Raw genomic sequence first — 24,773 nt, forward strand, 5'->3', positions numbered from 1 at the left:
CATCCGCTCGCGGACGGGCAGGCCGTCGAGCCGCCTCATCCGTCCATAAACGGAGGGGCCGTCGAGCCGCTTCATCCGCTCGCGGACGGGTGGGCCAGCGAGTTGCCCCATCCGCTCGCGGACCAGTGGGCCGGCGAGCCGCCCGACGCCGCCCGGCTGCGCGCTGATCCCCGGCTCGACCACCTCGTCCGGCGGCTGTTTGAGCCCGGCGCGGGGCGCGCCGGCGGACCGCCGCGCGCCGGCCGGGCCGCCCTCGGCGCCTGGCTCACCGCGCTCACGACGCTCGCGGCCGAGGGCAGGATCGGCCGCGACCTGCTGCTCGACGGCTGCGTCCGCCGCTTCCTGCACGGCGGCCACGACGCCGGTCTGCGCTTCTTCGTCCGCCTGCACGAGTCGCTGGAGCCCACCCCCGACGAGGTGCGCGAGCGCGCCGGCGACTACCTGCGCCTGCTCCGCACCGGCTCCGGCTCCAGCCCCGTCGCCGGCCTGGCCTTGCGCCACCTGCGCCGGCTCACCGGGCTCGACGCGCGCGACGTGACGGACGCGGTGCGGGCCCTGCTGTCCCGGCCGGAACGCAAGCTGGTGGCGGCCGGGCTCGCCTGGCTCGACGAACTCGCCCGCACCCACCCGCCCGGCGACCGCGGCGGCAGCCTGGACGCGTTCGCGCCCGGGCTGGCGGCGGCGTTCGGCTGCCCGTCCGGTGACGTGCAAGGGCGCGCGGTACGGCTGGCGATCAAGTACGCGAAGCGGTTCGGCCCGGCGGGCGCTGAGGCCGTGCGCGCCGGGCTAGGCGCCCTGCCGCAGGACCTCGCGGAGACCCTGGCGGCCGCGTTCGGCGGCGAGACGCCCCCTGCCGGCGGCGACCTCGCGCTCGTTCCGCTGCCCGCCCCACGGCGGCTCCGGCCGCTGCCGCCCAGGCCGCGCACGCCCGCCGACCTCGCCCATCCGCCGCGCGGGGACGACTGGCAGGCCGCGGAGCGGTGGCTGGCCGGCGTCGTCCGGCTCCACGCCGAGGACCCCGGCGCGCTGGCCGCGGCCCTGTCCGGCCACGCCACGGCGACCCCCGGCCTGCGCGCCCCCGCTGCCCCTGCCTCGGCGGACCCGCCTGCCGCCCCCGGTCTGCCTGCCGCCTCCGGTCTGCCTGCCTCGGCGGACCCGCGTGCCTCAACCGACCTACGTGCCTCCGGCGACCCGCGTGCCTCAGCGGACCTACGTGCCTCCGCCGACGCGCCTGTCTCGGCCGGCCCGCCTGCCGCCTCCGGTCTGCGCGCTGCCACCGGCCTGCGCGTCCCCGGCGGGGTGCGCGTCCCCGGTGGGGTGCGCGTCCCCGGTGGGGTGCGCGTCCCCGGTGGGGTGCGCGGCGGCGGTGGGGTGCGGGTCGGCGGGGGCGTGCGGGGCGTGGGGGAGTGGGTGCGGCGGATCGTCGGGCTGCTCACCTCGCGCCCGGAACGGACGCCCCACGGCGAGGCGGGACCGGCGCCGCACAGGCTCCTGCTGCGGCGCTGGGCCGAGGTCCACGACGCGCTGCGTGACGGCACGTCGCCGCCGTACCTGCTGGCCGAGCCCACGGAGCCGACCGGGCACCTCGACCCGGCCGAGCTGGTCGCCCGGCTGGCGGGCTACCAGCGGGCGGGCGTCCGGGCGCTGCCCGCCGACCTGCAGCAGGCGCTGCTCCGGTTGCCCCGCGCCGTCCCGCCGGAGGTGGTGACGCGGGCCCGCGCCCTCACCTCGGAGGCGGGACGGGCGGCGGCCCGCTGGATGGACGGCGGCCGCCCCGAGCCGGCCACCACCTGGCCGGGCCGCCTCCGCGTCCGAGCGCGGGCCACCGGCCTGGCGCTGATCGACGACCTGTACGCGGCCCCACCGGCAGGACCGGTGGGGCCGGCGGGCCCGGCGGAGGGCGGGCAGGCCGTGGACCGCGGCGACCCGCCGGGCGACCACGGCGACCCAAGAGGCGACCGCGGCGACCCGCCGGGCGACCACGGCGACCCAAGAGGCGACCACGGTGACCCGCCGGGCGACCGCGGTGACTCGCCGGGCGATCACGGCGGGTCCCTGTCGTGGTGGCCCTACCTGATGCCGTCAGACCGGGAGGTCGTCGCCCGGCACTTCGCGCCCTACCTGCTGCGCCGCCCCGGGCGCGAGCATGTCGGGCCGCGGCAGGCGATCGCGCTCGCGGTGGCCGGGGGGCCGCCCGGTGACGGCGTCGCCCTCGTCCTGGCCCACGTCGTCGCGGACCGGACGGCGGGCGGCGCGGAGCGGCGGGCGGCGCCGGTGGTGGAGCTGGCGGCCCGCGGCGAGCTGGACGGGGCGCGGCTCGGCCGGCAGCTCGGCCTGTTGTCACGCGGGCCGTGGTTCAAGCCCGGCCCGGTGCTGGAGACGCTGGAGGCCGCGGCGGCGCTCGGGGCGCACCGGGAGGTGTGGCAGGTCGTGACCGGGTTCCTGGACGCCTTCCTGCCCGGGCCGGAGGAGCGGGCGACCGCCCGGCACACGCAGGCGCTGACGTTCGCCCTGCGCGCGGCGCGGTGGGCCGGGGCACGCGGCGCGGTGCCGTGCGTCGCGGAGATCGCCGCGCGGCGGGCGTCGAACAACTTCGTGCGTGAGGCGCGGCGGCTGCACACGTACCTCACCTGAGCGGCGGCGGGCGGCGGCGCTCACGGGCACCCCGGGAGCGAGCAGGATTCCGGGCCGCGCTGCCGGGCCGCGTCGCCGGGCAGATCGGTCGTCGGCGGCTCGGTGACCCCCCACGCAGGCCGGCGCGCCCGTGACGGCCTGCGTGGGGGGTCACGGGGTCGGGGGCGTCAGAGGTACAGGCCGGTGGACTCGTCGCCCTGGGCGGGGGTGAACTCGCGGCCGGCGCGCAGCGCGTACAGCTCCGCGAGGGTCGCCCCCGACGGCCCCACGCCGTCGGGCTTGCCGAGCCAGGCGACGGCCTCGTCCCTGCTCAGCGGGCCCACCTCGAGCTGGGTCAGGCAGCGGCCCGGGCGGACGACGGCCGGGTGGAGCCGGGCCAGGTCCTCGTTGGTGGTGATGGCCACCAGCACGTCGCGGCCCTGGCCGAGCAGGCCGTCGGTCAGGTTGAGCAGCCGCGACAGGCCCTGGCCCGCCTGCGCCTTCGCGCCGGAGCTGATCAGCTCGTCGCAGTCCTCCAGGACCAGCAGCCGCCACCGCTGCGTCTCCTCGTCGGTGTCGTAGCCGACGGCCACCTCCATCAGGTAGCCGGGCTCGTTGAACAGGCGCTCGGGGTCGAGGACGCAGTCGACCTGGCACCACTCCCGCCACTGCTTGGCCAGCGTGCGCAGCAGCGTGGTCTTGCCGGTGCCGGGCTGGCCGTGCAGCAGGATCAGGCGGCCGTTGACGTCCGCCGGGGTGATCGCCATCAGCCGGTCGAGGGCGGGACGGACCTTGCCGGAGTAGTTCTGGCTGATCTCCGGCCACGCCTGCGCGGTGATCGGCTTCTCCGAACGGGTGCCGCCGTGCGTGCCCCGCCACCAGAAGCCCATGTCGACGTGGTCGGCCTCGGGCACGGCCTCCTCCGCGCCCTCGATGCTCTCGTGCAGCACGGACTTGGCCAGCTCCTCGTTGACCGCCGTGACGCTGACCGTGGCGGTGCGGTTGCGGTGGCGGACCACGCGCAGCGTCCAGCCGTCGCCGCAGATGAGCCGCGACTCCGAGCCGTCCTCGACGCGGGCCGTGCGCAGCACCCGGCCGCCGGGCGGGGCGAGCGGGGCGTCGGGACGCACGCGCTCCAGGTTGGCCAGCCGGGACCACGGCTGCGCGCCCGTCGCGAACGGCGACAGCGCCAGGGCGTCGATCACGTCGATGGCGGAGTCGGCGTCGTCGATCCAGATGTTCATCGGAAGCTCCGAGGAGTCCGGGCTGGGGAACGGCACCTCCTTAATCACAGACATAACTTCCATGATCTGGTCCGGCGGCCCGGATGTCGAAGGTTTTTGCCTGCCGATCTGGTTAGTTCTTGCTGAGCGAACCCGTCTGGGTGACGAGGTTCAGGCCCGGGTCGTCGCGCCAGGTGTAGCCGAGCGTGCCGTCGGAGCGCAGGTCGAGCCAGATGGTGCCGGCGATGCAGCCGCCCTCGTTCGCGCCCAGGGAGAAGGTGAGCCGGGAGCTTTCGACCTTGGTGAGGGTGATGACGCCCTTGCACTCGGTGTCGTTGTTGTCCTCCCGCCATTCGGCGGTGGACTCGCCCGCCTTCAGGCGGACCCGGTTGTCGGCGCCGTCGCCGTCCATCGGGTTGGTGCTGGTGGTGTGACCCGCCCAGTCGCCCGCGAACGAGGCGGGGATCTTCAGCGCCCCCGCGCTCTTCGGGGTTTCGACGGCGGTGGCGGTGGCGATGGCGGTGGCGATGGCGGTGGCGGACGGGGCGGGCGTCGGGGACCGCATGGTTCCCATCCGGTCGCCGGGCGGGCGGTTCAGCAGGACGGCGGCGGTGCCGGCGGAGGCGGCGAGGACCGCCGCCACGGCGACCGCGCCCATGAGCACCCCCCGTGACCTGGGCCTGGGGCTGCCGGGCCGGGTGTCGGCGGGCGGGGACGGAACGCCGGTGTTCCCGTCGCCGGCGATACGCCGCGGGACCGGGCGCGGGGCCGGCGAGGCCGGTGGGCCGGTGGGGCGGGCGGTGGGGTTGACCAGGGCGACCATCAGTTGCTGAGCCGTCGGCCGCCGCCCCGGCTCCTTCGACAGGCACGCCGCCAGCAACCCCCGTAACCGCTCGGGCAGCGGCGCCAGGTCCGGCTCCGCGTGCAGCACCCGGTGCAGCACCGCCGGGACGGTGTCGGCCCCGAACGGGCTCACCCCCGTGCCCGCGTACACCATGGTGACCGCCCAGGCGAACACGTCGGAGGCGGCCGAGGCGGGCAGCCCGCCGATCTGCTCGGGCGCCAGGTAGGCGGGCGTGCCGATGATGCCGGACGTGAGCGTCGCCGCGCCCTCGGCCCGCGCGATGCCGAAGTCGACCACGCGCGGCCCGTCCGGCCCGAGCAGCACGTTGGCCGGCTTGAAGTCGCGGTGCACGACCCCGGCCGCGTGGATGGCGGCCAGGGCGGTCGCGGTGCCGACGGCCAGGCGTTCCAGCTCGCCGCCGCGCAGCGGGCCGCGCTCGCGCACCCGCTCGGCCAGCGACGGCCCGTCCACGTACTCGCTCACCACGTACGGCCGCGGCCCGTCGGGGGAGGCGTCGAGGACCCGCGCCGTGCAGAACGAGGCGATGCTCTCCAGCGCGTCGAGCTCGCGGGCGAGCCTGGCCCGCGTCTCGGGGTCGCCCGCGCTCAGCAGCTTGACCGCGACCGGCTCGCCGCCCCCCGCCGGACGGGCCAGGTAGACCACGCCCTGCCCGCCCTCGCCGAGCCGCCCGGCCAGCTGGTACCCGCCCAGCGTTCGCGGGTCGTCCGGGGTGAGGGGGCGCACCATGGCGGATACGTTACCGGTCTTCCTGCATCCGGGAAGATCGCCCGGTACCTTGTGTCGTTGGGTCAAATCACTCCTTACACGGAGGTATCGGGGAAGTGTCGAAGGTCACGTTCCGGGAACGGGCGCGGTACTGGTTCGACAACACGATGTCCAAGGGCACCGCCTCGCTCATCGGCTGGCTGGCGGTGGTGTCGGTCGGGCTCATCGTGGTCGTGGCCGCGCTCACCCTGTGGCTGGCGCCGGGGGAGCCGGACGGGGTGGCGCACGGGGGCCAGGTGCTCTGGATCGCCCTGATGCACGCGCTCACCCCGAGCAAGGTGGCCAGCGACAAGGGCTCGATCGCGTACATGACGGTGATGTTCGCCGGCTCGCTCGGCGGCCTGTTCATCGTGAGCATGCTCGTCGGCCTGCTGTCCAACGGGCTCAAGCAGAAGGTCGACCGGCTGCGCAGGGGCCGCTCGCGCATCGTGGAGTCCGGCCACACCGTCGTGCTCGGCTGGTCCGACCAGGTCTTCACGATCGTGGGCGAGCTGGTCAAGGCGCACGCCAGCCAGAAGAACTCGGCCATCGCCATCCTCGCCGACCGCGACAAGCTGGACATGGAGGAGGACATCCGCGAGCACGTCGGCGACCTCGGCCGCACCCGGCTGGTCTGCCGCACCGGCAGGCCCACGGAGCCGCACGACCTCGCGCTGATGAACCTGGCCGCCGCCCGCAGCGTCGTCGTGCTCTCGCCCGAGGGCGAGGACCCGGACGCGCACGTCATCAAGATCCTGCTCGCGCTGGCCAAGCGCGAGGGCGCGCACCCGCCGGTGGTGGCCGCGCTCACCTCCAGCCGCAACCTCGCCGCCGCCCGCCTGGCCGGCGGCCCCGACGTGCACCTGGTGGACTCCGACGACACCGCCGCCCGGCTCATCGTGCAGTCCTCGCGCCAGTCCGGCCTGTCGGTGGTCTGCATGGACCTGCTGAACTTCGACGGCGGCGAGATCTACATGCGCACCCCGAAGAAGCTCGTCGGCGTCACCTACGGCGAGGCGCTGCACGCCTACCAGACGGCCTCCGTCATCGGACTGCGCCGCCCGTCCGGCGTCGTGCTCAACCCGCCCTGCGACACCGTGATCGGCGCGGACGACCAGATCATCGTCATCGCCGCCGACGACTCCCACGTGCGCCTGGCCGCCGGCAAGCCGTCCGTGGACGAGTCCGCCGTGGTCGGGCCCGCCGCCCCGGCCGGCCCCGAGCCCGAGCGCACGCTGCTGCTCAACTGGAACGGCCGGGCCGAGCAGATCGTCCGCCTCCTCGACGCCTACGTGGCGCCCGGGTCGGTGCTGGAGATCGCCGCCGACCACCCGGGCGCGGGCGCCGGGCTGAGCGGGCTGCGCAACCTGACCGTCAACGTCAAGGACTGCGACACCACCGACCGGGTCGCGCTGGAGTCGCTCGGCGTCGGCGTCTTCCAGCACGTCATCGTCCTGTCCGACGACCGCTTCGACCCGCACCACAGCGACACGCGCACGCTCATGACGCTGCTGCAGCTCCGCGACATGCAGAGCGTGCTCGGCGAGCACTACTCGATCGTCAGCGAGATGCACGACGAGAACAACCGCGCCCTGGCCGAGGTCACCGAGGCCGACGACATCGTGATCAGCGACACGGTCATCGGCCTGCTGCTCGCGCAGCTCGCCGAGAACCGTCACCTGGCCGAGGTGTTCGGCTACCTCTTCGACTCGCGCGGCTCGGAGATCTACCCCCGGCCCGCCGGCCAGTACGTCAAACTGGGGACGAAGGTGACGTTCTCCACCGTCATCGAAGCCGCCAGGCGGCGCGGCGAGACCGCGATCGGCTACCGCAGCTCGGCCGGCCGCAACGACCCGCCGCACTACGGCATCGTCCTCAACCCGGGCAAGTCCGACCCGATCAGCTTCGCCGCGGGCGACGCGGTGATCGTTCTGGCCGAACACTGACCGGCGGGCGGGCACCGGCTACCGTGTGTCCCGTGAGGACCATCGACTGGGTGGACGGCGCGATCGAGCTGGTCGACCAGACGCTGCTGCCCGACAAGTGCGTGATGCTCCGCGTCCGCACCGTGGACGAGCTCGTCGAGGCCATCCGCCGGCTCGCCGTGCGCGGCGCGCCCGCGCTCGGCGTGGCGGGCGCGCTCGGCGTCGTGCTCGCCGGCGGCGACCAGGAGCAGATCGCCCGGCTGCGCGCCGCCCGCCCCACCGCGGTCAACCTGGCGAGAGGCGTCGACCGCGCCGCCGCCCGGCTCGGCGAGGGCCGCGCGGCCGTGCTCGCCGAGGCGCTGCGGCTGCGCGACGAGGACATCGCCGCCTGCCACGCCATGGGGGAGCGCGGCGCCGCCCTGCTGGAGGGCGAGCGGCTGCGGATCATGACCGTGTGCAACACCGGCGGGCTGGCCGCGGTCGAGCGCGGCACCGCGCTCGGCGTCGTGCAGACGCTGCACGAGCGCGGCCGGCTGGCCGAGGTGCTCGCGCTGGAGACCCGGCCGCTGCTCCAGGGCGCCCGGCTCACCACGTGGGAGCTGGCCAGGATGGGCGCGCCGCACCGGCTCGTCGCCGACTCGGCGGGGCCGTACCTGCTGGCCAGGGGCGGCGTGGACGCGGTGCTCATCGGCGCCGACCGCATCGCCGCCAACGGCGACACCGCCAACAAGATCGGCTCCTACGCCCTCGCGCTCGGCGCCGAGCGCGCCGGGGTGCCGTTCGTCGTCGTCGCGCCCGAGTCGACCATCGACCAGGACACCCCGACCGGCGAGCACATCGAGATCGAGGACCGCGGCGCCGAGGAGATCGTCGCGGTGCGCGGCGTGCGCCTCGCCCCGGAAGGGACGGACGCGCTCAACCCCGCCTTCGACGTCACCCCGCACGACCTCATCACCGCCATCGTGACCGAGCGCCGGGTGATCCGCCCGTAGCCAAATCCGCGATCTCCGGGACCTGCGGGGGCCTGCCTTGTTACGCTCAGTGTTCCCCGGCAACCGTCCGTCTCGGAGCCCGCCTTGGCCATCGACCTCGTGTTACGGCGCGACTGGAACGCCCGCGCCCCGCGCGGTGACTACACCCAGCTCGACTCCGCCAAAGGTGTCAAAGTGCACTACACCGGCGGCAGGGTCGATCCCGGCATCGTCAGCGACCACGACGAGTGCGTGGCGCTGGTGCGCTCGATCCAGGCGTACCACATGGACGGCAACGGCTGGATCGACATCGGCTACTCCTTCGTCGGCTGCCCGCACCGCAAGGTCTTCGAGGGGCGCGGGCTGCACCACCTGCCCGCCGCGAACGGCCCCGGGCTCAACGCCGGCCACTACGCCGTGCTCGGCCTGGTCGGCAACGCCGGGCTCGTGCAGCCCACCGACCCGATCCTGCACGCCATCCTCGACGCCGTCGACCACGTCCGGGCGCGCGGCGCCGCCGGCAAGGAGATCAAGGGGCACCGCGACGGCTACTCCACCGACTGCCCCGGCGACCCCCTGTACGCCTGGGTGCGCCGGGGCGCGCCGCGGCCCTCGGGCGGCGGCGCCCCGCCCCCGTCCGGTCCTGCCGCGCCGCCGTTCCCCGGCCGGTCGCTGTCCTACCCGCCGGTGATGCGCGGCGACGACGTGCTCACCTGGCAGACGCAGCTGCGCAAGCGTGGCTTCACGCTCGACGCCGACGGCGCCTACGGCCCCGCCTCGCGCGAGGCGTGCCTGGCCTTCCAGCGGCAGCAGGGCGTCACCGCCGACGGCGTCGTCGGCCCGGTCACCTGGCGGCTGACCTGGGAGGCGCCGCTCAGCTGACCGTGTCGGGGCCCCCTAGGGTTATGGCCGCCACCGGGTTCCGCCTACTATCCGAACATGGAACTCGCAGCGGGGTTCGCGCCCGCCACCCGGGACGACTGGAGGCAGCTGGCGGCGGCCGTCCTGCGCAAGTCCGGCATCGAGGCGGGCTCGCCGGAGGAGGCGCTGTCCACCCCCACCTACGACGGGCTGACGATCGCGCCCCTGTACGACCTCGACGACCTGCCCGGCGATCCCGGGCTGCCGGGCGCGCCGCCGTACGTGCGGGGCAGCCGCGCGGTGACCGGCTGGGACGTGCGGCAGCGGCACGCCGTGCCCGACCCCGAGGCGGTGCTGGCCGACCTGGAGAACGGCGTCACCTCGCTCTGGCTGGTCGTCGGCGACGACGCGATCCCGCCGGGCGCGCTGGCGGCCGTGCTGAAGGACGTCCACCTCGACCTCGCGCCGGTGGTGCTCCAGGCGGGCGAGCGGACCCGCGAGGCCGCCGAGGCGCTGCTCGCGCTCGCCGCCGGGCGCGGCGTCTCGCCGACCGGCAACCTGGGCGGCTCCGGCGCGGCGGGGGCGGAGCTGGCGGTGCGGTGCGTGGCCGACCACCCCGGGCTGCGGGCCGTCACGGTCGACGCCACCACCTGGCACGACGCGGGCGGCAGCGACGCCGAGGAGCTGGGCTGCTCGATCGCGCGGGGGGTCGCGGAGCTGCGGGAGCTCACCGGGGCCGGCCTCTCAGTTGAGCAAGCGCTAGGGCAAATCGAGTTCCGGTACGTCGCCACCGACGACCAGTTCGCCACCATCGCCAAGCTCCGCGCCGCCCGGCGGCTGTGGGCCAGGGTCGCCGAGGTCTGCGGCGCCCCCGCGCGCGGCGGCCAGCGGCAGCACGCCGTCACCAGCTCGGCCATGATGACCGCCCGCGACCCGTACGTGAACCTGCTGCGCACCACCGTCGCCTGCTTCGCCGCCGGTGTCGGCGGGGCCGGGGCCGTCACCGTGCAGCCGTTCGACGCCGCGCTGGGGCAGCCCGACGCCTTCTCCCGCCGCATCGCCCGCAACACCCAGTCCCTCCTGCTGGAGGAGGCGCACCTCGGCCGCGTGCTCGACCCGGCCGGCGGCTCCTGGTACGTCGAGCGCCGCACCGCCGACCTCGCCGAGCGCGCCTGGGCCTGGTTCCAGGAGATCGAGGCCGCCGGCGGCGCCGCCGCCGCCGCCGGGCTGATCGCCGGGCGCGTCGAGGCCACCCGCGCCCGCCGCGCCGCCGACATCGCGCACCGCCGCTTCCCGATCACCGGCGTCAGCGAGTTCCCCGACCTGGCGCAGAAGCCCGTCGCACGGCAGGGCGCGGGCCTGCCGGGGCCGCGCTACGCCGCCGAGTTCGAGGCGCTGCGCGACCTCGCCGACGCCCAGCCCGAACGGCCCAAGGTCTTCCTCGCCACCATCGGCCCCGTCGCCGCCCACACCGCGCGGGCCGCGTTCGCCGCCAACCTCTTCCAGGCGGGCGGCCTGGCCACCGAGAGCGCCGGGCCGGGCGCCGACCCCGGGCAGATCGCCACCGCCTTCGCCGTCAGCGGCGCCCGCGTCGCCTGCCTGTGCTCCAGCGACAAGCTGTACGCCGAGCACGCCGCCGCCGTGGCCGCCGCGCTCAGACGGGCCGGCGCCAGAAGGGTCTGGCTGGCCGGCAAGGGCGCCTACGACGGCGTGGACGCCAACCTCTACGCCGGCTGCGACGCGCTCGCCGTCCTGCGCACCACCTACGACGACCTGGAGGTCACCCGATGATCCCGGACTTCTCCGGCGTTCCGCTCAACGGGCTGGCGAAGGAGACCGGGCAGGAGCCCCAGCCCGGCGGCGAGACCTGGGAGACCCCCGAGGGCATCCCGGTCAAACCCCTCTACACCGCCCGCGACCTCGACGGCCTCGACTTCCTGCGCACCTACCCCGGCGCGGCCCCGTACCTGCGCGGGCCCTACCCCACCATGTACGTCAACCAGCCGTGGACCATCCGCCAGTACGCCGGCTTCTCCACCGCCGAGGACTCCAACGCCTTCTACCGCCGCAACCTCGCCGCCGGCCAGAAGGGCCTGTCGGTCGCCTTCGACCTCGCCACCCACCGCGGCTACGACTCCGACCACCCGCGCGTGGCCGGCGACGTCGGCATGGCCGGGGTCGCCATCGACTCCATCTACGACATGCGGATGCTCTTCGACGGCATCCCGCTGGACCGCATGTCGGTGTCGATGACCATGAACGGGGCCGTGCTGCCCGTCCTCGCCCTCTACATCGTGGCCGCCGAGGAGCAGGGCGTCGCGCCGGAGCAGCTCGCCGGGACCATCCAGAACGACATCCTCAAGGAGTTCATGGTCCGCAACACCTACATCTACCCGCCGGCCCCGTCCATGCGGATCATCTCCGACATCTTCGCCTACACCAGCGAGAAGATGCCGAAGTTCAACTCCATCAGCATCTCCGGCTACCACATCCAGGAGGCCGGGGCCACCTGCGACCTGGAGCTCGCCTACACCCTGGCCGACGGCGTGGAGTACCTGCGGGCCGGGGTCGCGGCCGGCATGGACGTGGACCGCTTCGCGCCCCGCCTGTCGTTCTTCTGGTGCATCGGCATGAACTTCTTCATGGAGGTCGCCAAGCTGCGGGCCGCGCGGCTGCTGTGGGCGCGGCTCGTGTCCGGGTTCGGGGCGAAGAACCCCAAGTCGCTGAGCCTGCGCACGCACAGCCAGACCTCCGGCTGGTCGCTCACCGCCCAGGACGTGTTCAACAACGTCGCGCGCACCTGCGTCGAGGCCATGGCCGCCACCCAGGGCCACACCCAGTCGCTGCACACCAACGCCCTGGACGAGGCCCTGGCCCTGCCCACCGACTTCTCCGCCCGCATCGCCCGCAACACCCAGATCCTGCTCCAGCAGGAGTCCGGCACCACCCGCGTCATCGACCCGTGGGGCGGCTCCTACTACGTCGAACGGCTCACCCACGACCTCGCCGAGCGCGCCTGGGCGCACATCGAGGAGGTCGAGGAGGCCGGCGGCATGGCCAGGGCCATCGAGGCCGGGCTGCCCAAGCTGCGCATCGAGGAGGCCGCCGCCCGCACCCAGGCCCGCATCGACTCGGGCCGGCAGCCCGTCATCGGGGTCAACAAGTACCGGGCCACCGGCGACGAGGACATCGAGGTGCTCAAGGTCGACAACAGCGCCGTCCGCGCCCAGCAGCTCGAGAAGCTGGCGCGGCTGCGCGCCGAGCGCGACGGCGACGCCGTGCGGCGCGCCCTCGACGCGCTCACCAAGGCCGCCGAGAACCCCCAGCCGGGCCTGGAGCACAACCTGCTCAAGCTGTCCGTGGACGCCGCCCGCGCCAAGGCCACCGTGGGGGAGATCTCCGAGGCGCTGGAGCGGGTGTTCGGGCGGCACGCCGAGCAGGTCCGTACCATCTCAGGGGTGTACCGCGACGAGTCCGGCCCGGCCGAGAACATCGAACGCGTCCGCCGCGCCTGCGCCGACTTCGAGCGCGCCGAGGGACGCCGGCCGCGCATCCTGGTCGCCAAGATGGGCCAGGACGGGCACGACCGGGGCCAGAAGGTGATCGCCACCGCCTTCGCCGACCTGGGCTTCGACGTGGACGTCGGCCCGCTGTTCCAGACGCCGGAGGAGGTCGCGCGGCAGGCCGTCGAGGCCGACGTGCACATCGTCGGCGTCTCGTCTCTGGCGGCCGGGCACCTGACGCTCGTGCCCGCGCTGCGCCGGGCGCTGGCCGACCTCGACGCCGGCGACGTCATGATCGTGGTCGGCGGCGTCATCCCGCCGGGCGACCACGACGAGCTGCGCGCCGCCGGCGCGTCCGCGATCTTCCCGCCCGGCACCGTGATCGCGGACGCCGCCCTCGGGCTGCTCGATCAGCTCACGCGCCGGCACACAGCGTGACGGTGACGGACCGCTGAACGACCACCGGGGCCGTGATGCGCAACGTCACGCGGTGCGTGGTGCCGCCCGTGCCCGTCGCGTCGCCGGTGCCGTCCTGCTCCTGGCCGGGCGTCGCGAGGTCGTCGGCGAGCCGGTCCGCCACGATGGCGGGCGGGGTCAGGTAGCGCCGGCCGTTCCCGGGGACGAGCGTCGTGGCGGCGGGGCCCGCGGCCGCGCCGTCCACCAGCCACGCGTAACGGATCGTCAGCGGGCCGCCGGTGCGCGCCACCAGGGCCTGGAGGGTGATCCCGCCGCCGGTCCAGCAGCCGCCCGCCCGGGTGCCGACGGGACGCAGCTGCAGGATCCGCAGCCGGGCGGCCGCGTCCTGGCCGCCGGTGGGAACGGCGCTCGGGGTGCCCTCCGACTGCGGGGTCGGGCGGGAGGTGCGGGTGCGGCCGGTCTTCGCGGCGGTCGGCCGGGAGGCGGGGGTGCCGGTGGCGGCGGCGTTCTCGGCCTTCGGGACGGGGTCGGTGGGGGTGAGCCAGACGATCGCGGCGGCCAGGGCCAGCACGGACACGCCCGAGACGGTCGCGATGAGCGCCGTCCTGGCCCGCCGCCCCCGGGCCGTCCCGTTCTTCCCGGCGCCGCCGTTCTTCCCGGTGCCGCCGGTCGCTGGGCCCGTGCCGCCGGTCGCGCCGGGCCCGGACCCGCCCGCCACCAGGATGTCGACGAACGCCGACCGCTGCCCGGCCTCGGCCCGCGCCTCCCCGGCTCCACCGGCCGCACCCGGGCCCTGCGGGGTCGCGTCGTGGAGGTGCGCCGTGCTCGTCGTCCCTTGACCCGCCGTCCGGACGGCGCCCGGCGCGGCGGGACGAGCCGCCCGGACCGGCTGGGCCGGGTCCTGCGGGTGGAACGGCCCGAAGCCCGACTCGGCGCCGAGCCCCGGCGCGGCGGAGGAGCCCCGCGCGGCGGAGGAGCCCGGTGCTGCGGTGGGGCCAGGTGCGGTGGGGCTGGGTGCGGTGAGGCCGGGCGCGGCGGTTGGGTTCGGCGCGGCCATGGGGCTAGGTGTGGTGGCGGGGCCGGGTGCGGCGTTCGGGCTCGGCGTGGTGGCGGGGCGGGCCGGGTGAGTGGCGCGCGGGCTCCGGGCCGGCGGGCGCTCCGCCGAACGGCGGGGCGAGGTCGCCGCGGCGCGGCAGGCGCGCCGGCTCCTCGTGGCGCAGCGGCTCGGCGTGCCAGCCGGCCCCCGGCTCCTCGTGGCGCGGCGACTCCGCGTGCCAGTCGGCCCCCGGCTCCTCGTGGCGCAGCGGCTCGGCGCGCCAGTCGCGCCCCGGCTCCTGGACCCGGCCTCCCGACCGGGAGGGGACGGGGTCGTCGAAGGGGAACGCCGGGAGCGGCGCGGTCCCCTGATCGTGAGGCGCCGCCAGCGGACCCCCGGGAAGCGGGGCGTCCGGGGGCACCGGGTAGGGGAGCGGGGCGGTGGGGAAGGCGGGATCGCGGTCGGCGGCCGGGGTGGCGAAGTCGTCGTCCGGCGGCGGCGCGGGAACGTGCCCCTGAACCACGGGCCCGACCGGGGCCGGGACCGGGACCGGGTGGCCCGGGGATGGGGATGGGGCCGCGGCCGGGTGGCCCGGGGATGGGGCGGGGCCGGCGCCGATGAGGCGGAGGAGCACGTCGCGCATCGCCGGCCGCGCCGCCGGATCCTTGGCCAGGCACGCGGCCACGACCTCCCGCAGCCCCCCGGGCAGCCCCTCCAGCCGCGGCTCGCCCCGCAGGATGCGCTCGATGACGGCGGGCAGCGAGTCGTCCCCGAACGGCGGCGTCCCGGTGGCCGCGAACCCGACGACCGACGCCCACGCGAACACGTCGGCCGGCGCCCCGCAGTCCTGCCCCGCGAGCTGTTCGGGCGCCATGTACGCGGGAGTCCCTGCGATGGCGCCGGTGGCGCTGGCCGCCGCCCCGTACGCCCCGGCGAGCCCGTAGTCGACCACCCGCGCCCCGCCGGCCCCGAGCAGCACGTTGGCCGGCTTGAGCGCCAGGTGCACGACCCCGGCCTGGTGCAGCGCGTCGAGCCCGGTCGCGACCGCGACGGCGAGCCGCGGCAGCTCCGCCGGGGGCGCGGGCGCGGCCTCCTGGAGGGAGGGCCCGTCCACGTACTCGCTCACGATGTACGGCCGCCCGCCGGTCGCCGCGTCGAGCACCCTGGCCAGGCAGAACGGCTGCACCCGCCGCGCCGCCGTCAGCTCCCTGACCAGCCGCTCGCGGTCGGCCGGCCCCTCGCGCAGCAGCTTGACGGCGACGGGGGTGCCGTCGCGGGCCTGGCCGAGGTAGACCACGCCGTGGCCGCCCGCGCCGAGCCGCCCGACCAGCCGGTAGGGTCCCGTCGCCGCCGGGTCGCCCTCGCGCAGGGGTTCGACGTTGGGCATGAGGGGAGTGACTCCTGTGACGGCTGAGAAGAGAACTCCAGCACCCTACTGGCAAAAGTCAAGATTTGTCAGAAGTTAGGCTGATCAACACAGAGAAAGAGAGGATGGCCGGGTGCACTCGCTGGAGGATTACGCCGACGGCGTCCGCGCGGGCTCGCGCACGTGGATCGCGCGGGCGATCACGCTGGTGGAGTCCACCAGGCCCGACCACATGGCCCTGGCCCAGCGCCTGCTGGTCGAGCTCACCCCGCTCACCGGGCACGCGCGCCGCGTCGGCGTGTCGGGCGTGCCGGGCGTGGGCAAGTCCACGTTCATCGACGCGCTCGGCACGATGCTGACCGGGCAGGGGCACAAGGTCGCCGTCCTGGCCGTCGATCCCTCCTCCACCCGCACGGGCGGCAGCATCCTCGGCGACAAGACCCGCATGGCCCGCCTGGCGGCCGACCCGGCGGCCTTCATCCGCCCCTCGCCCACCTCGGGCACGCTGGGCGGCGTCGCCAAGGCCACCAGGGAGGCGATGGTGGTGGTCGAGGCGGCCGGGTACGACGTGGTGCTGGTCGAGACCGTCGGCGTCGGGCAGTCGGAGACCGCCGTGGCCGACATGGTGGACACGTTCCTGCTGCTCACCCTGGCCCGCACCGGCGACCAGCTCCAGGGCATCAAGAAGGGCGTGCTGGAGCTGGCCGACGTCATCGCGGTCAACAAGGCCGACGGCGAGCACCAGCTCCCGGCCAGGAAGGCGGCCCGTGAGCTGGCCGGCGCGCTGCGCATGCTGCGCTCGGACAGCACGCCGCCGCCCGTCCTGACCTGCAGCGGCCAGACCGGCGAGGGCCTGGAGAAGCTGTGGCGGCAGGTCGTGGCGCACCAGGAGTCGGCCGACCTGGGAGCGAAGCGCCGCGCGCAGCAGGTGGGCTGGACCTGGACGCTGGTCCGCGAGCGGCTGCTCGCCGAGCTGCGCGACGACCCCGGGGTGGCCGCGATCAGGGACGAGGTGGAGCACGAGATCCTGGCGGGGACGCTGACCCCGGCCCTCGCCGCTGATCGCCTGCTCTCGGTTTTCACGCGCCCCTGTTCACGCCCCGCCGAAGGTGGCCCTGTCAACCCTGGGTGAAGGCTTCTTCCTCTCGGTGTGGGAGAACCGCCTCCGTACGCGATCTTCCGCTACGGCGGCCCCGTGACCCATGTCACGATGTCGCGGCGTCGAAGGTGGGGGAGGCCCATGAGTGCGGAACCGCTGCTGCCGCGAGAGGTCGCGGGAGCGCTGGAGGAGTACGGCCGGCTGCTGGGCGAGCACGGCATCACCTGGGGCGAGCCGGAGACCCCGTGCGTGAAGTTCTTCGCCCGCAGCCGGGTCCTGCCGCCCGAGCTGGCCGACCGGTTCTGGCGGCTGGTCTTCGACGCGGTCGCCGCGGAGCGGCCGGGCGAGGCCACCGACCGGATCGGCGCCCGCCTCGCCGAGACCGACTACGACATGGTGCTGCGCGACACCCTGGACGGCGAGCTGCCCGGCCACCTGGTCGCCCTCCGCCTCGGGCCGGACGGCCACCTGCTGGAGGGCGCCCCCCGCACGGTCCTGCTGCCGCCGCGGGTGGCCCCGGCCGGCGCCGGGCGGGCCCGGACGGGCCGCCGCGCCGGCCGCGTCCGCTGGTGGCACTGCCCGGCGGCGCCGCCCCCGCGCCCACCGGGACAGCCGCCCCCGCGCCCACTGGGACAGCCGCCCCCGCCCCCGCCGCCACCGGGACGGCCGCGCTGCGGGAGCTGACCGGTCTCCTCGCCCCGGCCGCGCCGCTGCCCGGCCGCGGCGAGGAGCGGATGTCGCTGCTCATCGACTCCGGCCGTGACGCGGACTGCCGGGTCGCCGTCGACGACACCGAGCGCGTGCTCGGCCCGTACGGCGCCTGGCTGGTCGAGGTGGACCACGACAGCATCGTCGTCGTGGACGGCGCCCGCGTCCGCCTGGACGCGCTCCTGCGCCCCACCGAGGCGGCCCGGCTGCGGCTGGTGGCGGGCATGCCGTGCCGGTGGAGCGTGACCGGCGAGGACGGCGCCGGCTGGTTCCCGCCCGACGTCCCGCACCGCCACGACTTCCACGGCCGCCCGTACTTCCACGGCGACGACCTGGTGGTCGACGTCCCCGCGCACCCGCTGACCGTCACCGTGACGCGCGGCATGGAGTACGGCGAGGCCGCCCTCGCGCTCACCCCCGTCCCCGGCGGCGAGCACCTGGTCGAGCTGACCCCGCGCCGCCTGTACGACGCCGCCGTCCGCGGCTGGTACGGCGGCGACCTGCACGCCCACCTCAACCGGGCCGGCGACCTGGTGGGCGTGCCCGCCGACGCCGCCGCCGCGCAGCACGGCGAGGACCTGCACGTGCTCAACCTGCTGGCCGGCAACGTGGCGGGCCGCCGGGTCTACGACCGCGAGGCCCTGGACCGCTGGACCGGCCGCGACCTGCCCTGGTCGGACGGCACGCACGTGGCCAGGATGGGCGTCGAGTACCGCAACGACCTGCTCGGCCACTTCTACGCCTTCGCCCCGCGCGCCGCCCCCGGCCGCTTCCACACCGGCTTCGCCGGCGACGACGACTGGCCGCCCAACGCCGACGGGCTGCGCGAGCTGCGCGGCCTCGGCGCGCTGGTCGGCTACAGCCACCCCTTCCATGCCGCCGCCCCTGACCCGGTGACCGACGGCGGCCCGCCGGCCGGCGTGCTGTCGCCGGTGCCGCGCGACTGCGCGGCCCGCGAGCTGGTCGCCGACGCCGCGCTCGGCCTCGTGGACAGCCTGGACGTGCTCACCCACGCCTCGATCCCGGCCACGGCCGCGGTCTACCGCAGGCTGGTCGGCGCGGGCAACCGGCTGGCGGTGACCGCCGGCACGGACGCGGTCATCTCCTTCACCCGCTCCGGCAGCCGGTCGAACCCGCCCGGCTGGGCCCGCGTCTACGCCCAGGTCGAGGGCGAGCTGACGGCCAGGTCGTTCGCGGCGGCGGTGCGCGCGGGCCGCACGTTCGCGACCACGGGGCCGTGGCTGGAGCTCAGCGTGGACGGCCTCGGCCCCGGCGGCGTCGTGCGCGCCCGCCGGGGGGACACGATCAGCGTCACCGCCACCGCCGTCGGCCCCGAGGTCGCCGCCGTGCGCATCCGCACCGCGGACGGGGTGCGGGCGGGCGCCGAGCGGCTGCCGTCCGGCGGCGGGCGGGCCGGGGCCGGCGACACGCTGACCGTGACGGCCGAGCTGCGCGTGGACGGGCCGACGTACGTGCTGGCCGAGGTGTTGTGCGACCCGCACCCGCGCACCCTCACCACCACCGGCTACGCCCTGACCAGCCCCGTCCACGTCGAGGTGGACGGCCGCCGGGTGGCCAGGCCCGAGGACGTGCGCTGGTGCCTGGACTGGCTGGACCTGCTGGAACGGCTGATCAGGCAGCACGCCCGGCTGGCCGGGCCGTACCAGTTCGGCGACCACGTCTCGCTGCTGGAGCAGGCGCGGGGCGTCTACCGGGCCCGGCTGTCCTGCTGAGTGGCCTCGCCCGCGCGCACCTCCTGGCCGAGTGTGCTAGATTTTGGCCATGCGGTCAGAAATTGGGCCCGACGGCCAGAAGTCGCGATCGTTCATCGAGGACGCCCGTCGCGCCCAGATCGTGGCCGCCGCCGTCGAGGTGATCGCCGAGGTCGGCTTCGCGCAGGCCTCGCTGGCCCGCATCGCCAAGCGGGCCGGCATCAGCAAGGGCCTGATCTCCTACCACTTCGCCGGCAAGGACGAGCTGATGGTCGAGGTGGTGGAGCGCACCTACGGCGCCATCGTCGAGCGCGTCGTCGCCGACATGCAGGGCGTCGAGTCGGCCAGGCAGCTCCTGCGGACCCAGGTCATGTCCGTCGCCGGCTACATGCGCGGCCATCGCAGCGAGCTCAAGGCGCTCGGCGAGATCTTCGGCAACCTGCGCGACGCCGACGGCGGCCTCCACTACGGCATCAAGAGCAACGAGGAGATCTACCGCGCGCTGGAGCAGATCTACCGCTTCGGCCAGTCCACCGGCGAGTTCCGCGAGTTCGACGTCCGGGTCATGGCCGTCACGCACTCCGCCTCGGTGGACGCGATGTTCGGCTACTGGGCCGCCAACCCCGACCACGACCTGGAGGCGCACGCGCGCCACCTGGCCGACCTTCTCGAAAGGGCGTGTGTCACATGAAGACAGAGGCCGCCGGCCTCCCCGTCGTCACCACCCGCATCGCCGCGATCGACAACCTGCGCGTCGTGCTCACCGCGCTGGTCGTCGCCCACCACGCCGCCGTCACCTACTCCCACATCCCGCTCTGGTACTACAACGAGCCGGCCAAGGACCCCTCCGCCGTCGGGCTCGACATCCTCATCACCGTCAACCAGGCGTTCTTCATGGGGTTCTTCTTCCTCATCTCGGGCTTCTTCACCCCAGGCTCCTACGACCGCAAGGGCGCGGGCCCGTTCCTGCGCGACCGGCTGATCCGGCTCGGCATCCCCCTGCTGGCCTACCTCCTGCTGCTGCGCCCGCTGGTCGAGCTCGGCATCTACGCCGAGCACCGCGACGTGCCGTACTGGCGGTTCTACCTCGCCACCTGGGACCCGGGGCCGATGTGGTTCGTCGAGGTGCTGATCGTCCTCGCGCTGGCGTACGCGGGATGGCGGGCGCTGCGGGCGCCGCTCGCCGCCCGCCCGGCCCCGCTGCGCCTCTGGCAGGTCGCGCTGTTCACGCTGGGGCTGGCCGTCGTCTGGTCCCTGTGGCGGATCGCGGTGCCGACCGGCACGTACGTGCCGGTGCTCGGCCTGCCGACGCCCGACTTCCTGCCGCAGTACGCGGCCATGTTCGTGCTCGGCTGCGTCGCCTGGCGGCGCGGCTGGTTCGAGACGCTGCCGAGGCGGGCGATCCCGGTCGCGTTCACCGCGGCCGGGGTCGCCACGCTCGCGCTGCTGCCGCTGGTGACCGGCGGCGGGCCGCTCGCCCAGCCGGCGCTCAGCCTGTGGCACGCCGTCTTCTCCGTCAGCGTGATCATCGGGCTCACGGTGTGGTTCAGGGAGCGGTGGAACCGGCAGGGGCCGCGCGGCCGGTTCCTGTCCCGCAACGCCTACACCGTCTACATCACCCACCCGCTCGTGCTCGTCGCCCTCGGCTGGGCGCTGCGCGGGCTGGCCGCGCCCGCCGCGGTCAAGTTCGCGGTCATGCTGGTGCTCGCGCTGCCCCTGTGCTGGGGGCTGGCCGCCCTCGTCCGGCGGCTGCCGGGCGCCGGGCGGGTGCTGTGAGCGCTCAGCCGTCGTAGAAGGAGTCGAGGGTGCCGCCGTGGCGCTCCTCGACGACCTTGCGGCGGATCTTGAGGCTGGCCGTCAGCTCGCCCGTCTCCACGGCGAAGTCCTCGGCCAGGATCGCGAACTTCTTGACCGTCGCGTAGCTGGCCTCGTCGGCGTTGACCTGGTCGATCGCCTTCTGGATCTCCTCGCGCATGCGCGGATGGCCGCGCAGCGCGTGGGGGTCGGCGGGCAGCGACTCGGCCTGCGCCCACGGCCCGGCCACCTCCATGTCGAGCGTCACCAGGGCGGTGACGAAGTTGCGCCGGTCGCCGTGCACGAACACGTGCGACACGTACGGGCAGGCCGCCTTGATCCGGCCCTCCAGGTAGGTCGGCGCGACGTACTTGCCGCCGGAGGTCTTGATCAGCTCCTTCTTGCGGTCGGTGATGCGCAGCCGGCCGGCCTCGTCCAGCTCGCCGATGTCGCCGGTGTGCAGCCAGCCGTCCTCCAGCGCCGCCGCCGTCTCCTCGGGCAGGCCGTGGTAGCCGCGCATGACGCCGCGTCCGCCGATGAGGATCTCGCCGTCGTCCGCGATGCGCACCTCGGTGCCGGGCAGCGGCGGGCCGACCGTGCCGAAGCGCACCGACCCGGGACGGTTGAGGAAGCTGCCCGCCGACGACTCGGTCAGCCCGTAGCCCTCGAGGATCGTCAGGCCGGCCGCGTCGAAGAACTCGGCGATCTCGGTGTTGAGCGGGGCCGCGCCCGAGATGAAGTACCGCACGCGACCGCCGAAGCGCTCCCTGAGCTTGGCGAAGACCAGGCGGTCGGCCAGGGCGTACTCGGCCCGGGTGGTGGCCGGCAGGCGGACGCCGCGCTGCCGGGCCCGGCTCACCCTGATGCCGGTCGCCCGCGCCCAGGAGAAGATCCGCGCCTTGACGCCGCCCTCGCGCCGCACGGTGGCGACCACGGTGTTGTGGATCTTCTCGAAGATGCGCGGCGCGGCGGCCATGATGGTGGGCCGCACCGCGCCCAGGTTCTCGGCGATCCTGTCGAGCCGGCCGTCGATCGCCGTCGCCACGCCGATGTCGATCATCACGACCTCCAGCAGCTTGCCGAACGAGTGCGACAGCGGCAGCCACAGGAAGTGCAGGTCGGCGGGGGAGAGGAGGTCGATGCGGCGCACCGCGCCGGCGGCGTACAGCCAGTTGTCGTGGGTCAGCTCCACGCCCTTGGGGCGGCCCGTGGTGCCGGAGGTGTAGATGAGGGTGGCCAGGTCGTCCTGGCCGATGGCGTCGACCATGGCGTCGTAGTCGCCCTCGGCGGCCGTCACCGCGTCGAGCCGCATCACCCAGCCGTCGTCGCTGGGTGAGCCGTCCACCACGATCACCTGCGTGACGTCCGGCAGCTCCTTCTGGACCGAGCGCAGCTTGGCCACCTGGTCGTCGTCCTCGGCCACGACGATCGTGCTGCCGGAGTCGGTGATGACGAAGGCCGCCTCGGCCGCCGTGTTGGACGGGTAGATGGTGGTCGTGGCCGCGCCGGTGGCCAGCACGGCGAGGTCGGTGAGGATCCACTCCAGCCGCGTGGAGCACAGGATCGACACCCGGCTGCCCGGCCCGGCCCCCAGCGCCGCGAGGCCGAGGGCCAGCTCGCGGACCCGCTCGCCCACCTCCCGCCAGGTCAGCGACCGCCAGCCGTCGCCGGCGGGCACGCGGTAGGCCTCCGCGTCGGGGGTGGCCGTGATCCGGTCGCGTAACAAGGCGGGAATGCTCGACATGCCTGACCTCCTGGGACGGTGTTGTGCCGACTCTAGGACGGGCGCCGCGCTCAGTCGACGGCCCGGCGGCGGGGCTGGACGGTGGTGACCGTTCCCGGGGTGCGCACCTCCCATGCGCCGCAGGCGCAGCGCAGGTAGGAGATGAGCCCTTCCGAGGTGCGGTGGGAGGAGACGATGGTCAGGGCCAGGGGGTCGTGCAGGTGTCTCGGGTGCATGATTCCAACCTGCTGTAAGGACCTTGTGCAGTACAACACTTACAGGCTGGCCGAATCGGGTTGCCGGACGAGCCGGTGATCGCCTAACCTGAGGAGGTCTTATCGCCGACCCACGGGGGCAGCCGACGTGAGGATCTGAGGCCGCGGGCACCGCGCCGTTCCGCCCTTCCACGGGCTTGCCGTGCGCACACCTGGACTTCAGCGACCTCCGGCGATCTCCTCGCCCCTCTGCCGTGGGCTCCGGCCCGCGCCTCCACGTGTCGCGCGCGTTCGCGGTGATTCCCGCCACGTCACGAAATGTCGACTTTTGTGATGGGGAGCCGCCTCATGTCTTATTTCATCGTCGCCGACCGCGTCAGCTTCTCCTGGCCGGACGGCACCCGGGTGCTCGACGGGCTCGACGCCGCCTTCCCGGCGGGCCGCACCGGCCTCATCGGGGTCAACGGGTCGGGCAAGTCCACCCTGCTGAAGATCATCGCCCGGGAGCTGACGCCGCACTCCGGCACGGTCACCGTCGCCGGCGACGTGGGGTACCTGCCCCAGAACGTGCCGCTCGCCGCCGCCCGCACCGTCTCCGACCTGCTGGAGATCAGCGGGAAGCGGGCCGCGCTGCACGCCGTCGAGCGCGGCGACACCGCCGAGGAGCACTTCGCCGCCATCGCCGACGACTGGGACGTCGAGGAGCGCGCCCGCGCCGAGCTGGACCGGCTCGGCCTCGGCCACGTCGGGCTGGACCGCACCGTCGGCACGCTGTCCGGCGGCGAGACCGTCATGGTCGCCCTCGCCGCCCAGCTCCTCAAGCGGCCCGGCGTGCTGCTGCTCGACGAGCCCACCAACAACCTCGACCTCGACGCGCGCGAGCGGCTCTACGCCGCCGTGTCGGCCTGGCCGGGGGTGCTCGTCGTGGTCAGCCACGACCGGGCGCTGCTGGAGCTCGTCGACCAGGTCGCCGAGCTGCGCGACGGCGTCGTGCGCCTGTACGGGGGCAACCTGACGGCCTACGAGGAGCAGGTCGCCGCCGAGCAGGAGGCCGCGCTGCGCACCGTGCGCAACGCCGAGGGCGAGGTGCGGCGCCAGCACCGCGACCTGGTCGGCTCCAGGGCGCGGGCCGACCGGAGCGTGCGCATCGGCAAGAAGGCCGTCGCCAACAACAAGGTGCCGAAGATCGCGGCGGGCGCCCTCAAGCGCAAGGCCCAGGTGACCGCGGGCAAGCAGCGCGCGCTGCACCTGGAGAAGCTGGAGCAGGCGCGCGACCGGCTCACCGAGGCCGAGCAGGCGGTACGGGACGAGGCGGAGATCCGGATCGAGCTGCCCGGCACCGAGGTGCCGGCCGGCCGCACGGTGCTCACGCTGCCGCTCGGCCAGCCCCCGGCCCCGCGCGAGCCGGAGGAGGGCGGCCGGCCGCCGCTGAGGATGCTGGAGATCCGCGGCCCCGAGCGGATCGCGCTGCTCGGGCCGAACGGCTCGGGCAAGACGACCCTGCTCAAGCGGATCGCCGCCGAGGGCGCCCACGTCCCGGTCGGCTACCTGCCGCAGCGGCTCGACCTGCTGGACGACGCGCTCAGCATCGTGGACAACGTCCGGGCGCTCGCGCCCGCGGCGCCGGTCAACGTGGTGCGGGCCCGGCTGGCGCGCTTCCTGTTCCGGGGCGAGCGGGCGGTCCAGGCGGTCGGCACGCTGTCGGGCGGCGAGCGGTTCCGCGCCACGCTGGCCGCGCTGCTGTCGGCCGAGCCGCCGCCGCAGCTCCTGCTGCTCGACGAGCCCACCAACAACCTCGACCTGGCCAGCGTCCGCCGCCTGTCGGAAGCGCTCGCGGCCTACCGGGGGGCGCTGATCGTGGCCGGTCACGACCTGCCGTTCCTGGAGACGCTCGGCATCACCAGGTGGCTGCGGCAGGACAGGGAGAGGGGGCTGACGGAGATGTGACCTGGCGGGCCGTCAATTGACGGGCGGGGAGCAACCGGGCGATAGTGTGGC

18 protein-coding genes are annotated in these 24,773 nt (G+C 75.0%); 12 read left to right on the forward strand and 6 right to left on the reverse strand.

From position 1 onward, the window contains the following. Nucleotides 1-102 precede the first annotated feature (102 nt). Nucleotides 103-2,634, forward strand: coding sequence for a DUF7824 domain-containing protein (locus tag MF672_RS34455; protein WP_242377418.1), 2,532 nt, complete (start codon nucleotides 103-105; stop codon nucleotides 2,632-2,634). A 167-nt stretch (nucleotides 2,635-2,801) separates the two neighbouring features. Here MF672_RS34455 and MF672_RS34460 read toward each other — a convergent pair whose 3' ends face one another. Continuing rightward, the gene (locus MF672_RS34460) at nucleotides 2,802-3,911 is read right to left on the reverse strand and encodes a DUF5925 domain-containing protein (RefSeq protein WP_242377420.1); all 1,110 of its coding nucleotides are present in this window, start codon (nucleotides 3,909-3,911) and stop codon (nucleotides 2,802-2,804) included. A 58-nt stretch (nucleotides 3,912-3,969) separates the two neighbouring features. Further along, a complete protein-coding gene (locus MF672_RS34465; RefSeq protein WP_242377423.1) occupies nucleotides 3,970-5,427 on the reverse strand; it encodes a serine/threonine protein kinase in 1,458 nt (485 codons plus the stop codon). Nucleotides 5,428-5,522: 95 nt separating this feature from the next. On the opposite strand from MF672_RS34465, the gene MF672_RS34470 reads away from it, so the two are divergent. The 5 genes from MF672_RS34470 (at nucleotide 5,523) to scpA (ending at nucleotide 13,143) form a co-directional block, all read left to right on the forward strand. Continuing rightward, entirely contained in the window at nucleotides 5,523-7,391 is a 1,869-nt protein-coding gene (locus tag MF672_RS34470; RefSeq protein WP_242377425.1) for a CASTOR/POLLUX-related putative ion channel, read from the forward strand. Between the two features lie 32 nt (nucleotides 7,392-7,423). After that, nucleotides 7,424-8,362 carry an S-methyl-5-thioribose-1-phosphate isomerase gene (gene mtnA / locus MF672_RS34475; protein WP_242377427.1) on the forward strand — a complete coding sequence of 313 codons (939 nt, stop codon included), beginning with the start codon at nucleotides 7,424-7,426 and terminating at the stop codon, nucleotides 8,360-8,362. A gap of 84 nt (nucleotides 8,363-8,446) precedes the next feature. Further along, nucleotides 8,447-9,223, forward strand: coding sequence for a peptidoglycan recognition protein family protein (locus tag MF672_RS34480; protein WP_242377429.1), 777 nt, complete (start codon nucleotides 8,447-8,449; stop codon nucleotides 9,221-9,223). Between the two features lie 57 nt (nucleotides 9,224-9,280). Beyond that, nucleotides 9,281-10,993, forward strand: coding sequence for a methylmalonyl-CoA mutase subunit beta (locus tag MF672_RS34485; RefSeq protein ID WP_242377431.1), 1,713 nt, complete (start codon nucleotides 9,281-9,283; stop codon nucleotides 10,991-10,993). Then, a complete protein-coding gene (gene scpA / locus MF672_RS34490) occupies nucleotides 10,990-13,143 on the forward strand; it encodes a methylmalonyl-CoA mutase (protein ID WP_242377434.1) in 2,154 nt (717 codons plus the stop codon). The genes MF672_RS34485 and scpA overlap by 4 nt, the downstream gene beginning before the upstream one ends. Here the strand turns inward: scpA and MF672_RS34495 are convergent. Both MF672_RS34495 and MF672_RS34500 read right to left on the reverse strand, forming a co-directional pair. Then, nucleotides 13,121-14,179, reverse strand: coding sequence for a hypothetical protein (locus MF672_RS34495; protein WP_242377436.1), 1,059 nt, complete (start codon nucleotides 14,177-14,179; stop codon nucleotides 13,121-13,123). The two genes, scpA and MF672_RS34495, sit on opposite strands and share 23 nt — an antisense overlap. Before the next feature lie 4 nt (nucleotides 14,180-14,183). Further along, the gene (locus tag MF672_RS34500) at nucleotides 14,184-15,545 is read right to left on the reverse strand and encodes a serine/threonine-protein kinase (protein WP_247815562.1); all 1,362 of its coding nucleotides are present in this window, start codon (nucleotides 15,543-15,545) and stop codon (nucleotides 14,184-14,186) included. A gap of 112 nt (nucleotides 15,546-15,657) precedes the next feature. On the opposite strand from MF672_RS34500, the gene meaB reads away from it, so the two are divergent. The 5 genes from meaB to MF672_RS34525 all read left to right on the forward strand — a co-directional run bounded on the left by meaB (nucleotide 15,658) and on the right by MF672_RS34525 (nucleotide 20,819). After that, a complete protein-coding gene (meaB, locus tag MF672_RS34505; RefSeq protein ID WP_242384093.1) occupies nucleotides 15,658-16,656 on the forward strand; it encodes a methylmalonyl Co-A mutase-associated GTPase MeaB in 999 nt (332 codons plus the stop codon). A 108-nt stretch (nucleotides 16,657-16,764) separates the two neighbouring features. After that, nucleotides 16,765-17,307 carry a hypothetical protein gene (locus tag MF672_RS34510; RefSeq protein ID WP_247815563.1) on the forward strand — a complete coding sequence of 181 codons (543 nt, stop codon included), beginning with the start codon at nucleotides 16,765-16,767 and terminating at the stop codon, nucleotides 17,305-17,307. Continuing rightward, on the forward strand, nucleotides 17,193-19,064 hold the full coding sequence (locus MF672_RS34515) for a CehA/McbA family metallohydrolase (RefSeq protein WP_247815564.1): 1,872 nt from the start codon (nucleotides 17,193-17,195) through the stop codon (nucleotides 19,062-19,064). Before MF672_RS34510 ends, MF672_RS34515 begins: the two co-directional genes overlap by 115 nt. A 49-nt stretch (nucleotides 19,065-19,113) precedes the next feature. Further along, on the forward strand, nucleotides 19,114-19,734 hold the full coding sequence (locus tag MF672_RS34520; RefSeq protein WP_242380219.1) for a TetR/AcrR family transcriptional regulator: 621 nt from the start codon (nucleotides 19,114-19,116) through the stop codon (nucleotides 19,732-19,734). Further along, a complete protein-coding gene (locus MF672_RS34525) occupies nucleotides 19,731-20,819 on the forward strand; it encodes an acyltransferase family protein (RefSeq protein WP_242380218.1) in 1,089 nt (362 codons plus the stop codon). The genes MF672_RS34520 and MF672_RS34525 overlap by 4 nt, the downstream gene beginning before the upstream one ends. Before the next feature lie 4 nt (nucleotides 20,820-20,823). Here the strand turns inward: MF672_RS34525 and MF672_RS34530 are convergent, their stop codons facing one another. Continuing rightward, a complete protein-coding gene (locus tag MF672_RS34530) occupies nucleotides 20,824-22,581 on the reverse strand; it encodes an AMP-dependent synthetase/ligase (protein ID WP_242380217.1) in 1,758 nt (585 codons plus the stop codon). Nucleotides 22,582-22,631: 50 nt separating this feature from the next. Continuing rightward, the gene (locus MF672_RS34535; RefSeq protein ID WP_242380216.1) at nucleotides 22,632-22,796 is read right to left on the reverse strand and encodes a hypothetical protein; all 165 of its coding nucleotides are present in this window, start codon (nucleotides 22,794-22,796) and stop codon (nucleotides 22,632-22,634) included. Between the two features lie 327 nt (nucleotides 22,797-23,123). Between MF672_RS34535 and MF672_RS34540 the strand changes: the two genes are divergently transcribed. Beyond that, on the forward strand, nucleotides 23,124-24,722 hold the full coding sequence (locus MF672_RS34540) for an ABC-F family ATP-binding cassette domain-containing protein (protein ID WP_242380215.1): 1,599 nt from the start codon (nucleotides 23,124-23,126) through the stop codon (nucleotides 24,720-24,722). Nucleotides 24,723-24,773 lie beyond the last annotated feature (51 nt).

Source organism: Actinomadura luzonensis (genome assembly GCF_022664455.2).
Taxonomy (GTDB): Bacteria; Actinomycetota; Actinomycetes; order Streptosporangiales; family Streptosporangiaceae; genus Nonomuraea; species Nonomuraea luzonensis.

What these genes read in the sequence shown, in the direction of transcription:
- MF672_RS34460 (WP_242377420.1), bottom strand. Translation starts at nt 3,911, where the DNA reads ATGTCTGTGATTAAGGAGGTGCCGTTCCCCAGCCCGGACTCCTCGGAG.
- MF672_RS34465 (WP_242377423.1), bottom strand. Translation starts at nt 5,427, where the DNA reads ATGGTGCGCCCCCTCACCCCGGACGACCCGCGAACGCTGGGCGGGTAC.
- MF672_RS34485 (WP_242377431.1), top strand. Translation starts at nt 9,281, where the DNA reads ATGGAACTCGCAGCGGGGTTCGCGCCCGCCACCCGGGACGACTGGAGG.
- scpA (WP_242377434.1), top strand. Translation starts at nt 10,990, where the DNA reads ATGATCCCGGACTTCTCCGGCGTTCCGCTCAACGGGCTGGCGAAGGAG.
- MF672_RS34495 (WP_242377436.1), bottom strand. Translation starts at nt 14,179, where the DNA reads ATGGCCGCGCCGAACCCAACCGCCGCGCCCGGCCTCACCGCACCCAGC.
- MF672_RS34500 (WP_247815562.1), bottom strand. Translation starts at nt 15,545, where the DNA reads ATGCCCAACGTCGAACCCCTGCGCGAGGGCGACCCGGCGGCGACGGGA.
- MF672_RS34510 (WP_247815563.1), top strand. Translation starts at nt 16,765, where the DNA reads ATGAGTGCGGAACCGCTGCTGCCGCGAGAGGTCGCGGGAGCGCTGGAG.
- MF672_RS34520 (WP_242380219.1), top strand. Translation starts at nt 19,114, where the DNA reads ATGCGGTCAGAAATTGGGCCCGACGGCCAGAAGTCGCGATCGTTCATC.
- MF672_RS34525 (WP_242380218.1), top strand. Translation starts at nt 19,731, where the DNA reads ATGAAGACAGAGGCCGCCGGCCTCCCCGTCGTCACCACCCGCATCGCC.
- MF672_RS34530 (WP_242380217.1), bottom strand. Translation starts at nt 22,581, where the DNA reads ATGTCGAGCATTCCCGCCTTGTTACGCGACCGGATCACGGCCACCCCC.
- MF672_RS34535 (WP_242380216.1), bottom strand. Translation starts at nt 22,796, where the DNA reads ATGCACCCGAGACACCTGCACGACCCCCTGGCCCTGACCATCGTCTCC.
- MF672_RS34540 (WP_242380215.1), top strand. Translation starts at nt 23,124, where the DNA reads ATGTCTTATTTCATCGTCGCCGACCGCGTCAGCTTCTCCTGGCCGGAC.